A 538-nucleotide genomic window follows, 5' to 3' on the forward strand; every position below is an offset into this window, starting at 1 on the left:
CGGGGTGAAGCTGATCGGGGCGACGGCGCATTATGTGACGGCCGATCTCGACGAAGGTCCGATCATCGAGCAGGACACGGCGCGCATCACCCATGCGCAGTCGGCCGAGGACTATGTCTCGATCGGCCGCGATGTGGAGAGCCAGGTACTGGCGCGCGCCATCCATGCGCATATCCACTATCGCACCTTCTTGAACGGCAACCGCACCGTCGTCTTCCCGGCAAGCCCGGGCTCCTATGCCTCCGAGCGCATGGGGTGAGTGATGGCACTCGCAACCGTGATCGATGGGAAACGAGCAGCAGCTTCGGTGATCGAGGCTGTGAAGGCTGCAGCGGCTGGACTTGAGGCGGAGGCCGGTGTGAAGACCGGGCTTGCGGTCATCATCGTCGGCGACGATCCGGCCAGCCACGCCTATGTGAACTCCAAGAGCAAGATGGCGAAGGAATGCGGCTTCAAGTCGGTCCAGCACACGCTGCCGGCGGAGACGACGCAGGAAGAGCTGGCAAGGCTGGTTTCCTCCCTGAATGACGATGCCTCC

General features: G+C 63.2%; 2 protein-coding genes. Both read left to right on the forward strand.

Annotation, left to right across the window (positions count from 1 at the left end):
* Positions 1-259 (forward strand): formyltransferase family protein (locus PH558_RS34060; RefSeq protein ID WP_285207918.1); only part of this gene is annotated, 259 nt, incomplete at its 5' end.
* 3 nt (positions 260-262) lie between these two features.
* The coding region (locus tag PH558_RS34065; RefSeq protein WP_285208566.1) for a tetrahydrofolate dehydrogenase/cyclohydrolase catalytic domain-containing protein at positions 263-538 on the forward strand (276 nt) is incomplete at its 3' end.

The sequence above is a fragment of the Rhizobium pantanalense genome (assembly GCF_030182525.1).
Taxonomy (GTDB): domain Bacteria; phylum Pseudomonadota; class Alphaproteobacteria; order Rhizobiales; family Rhizobiaceae; genus Rhizobium.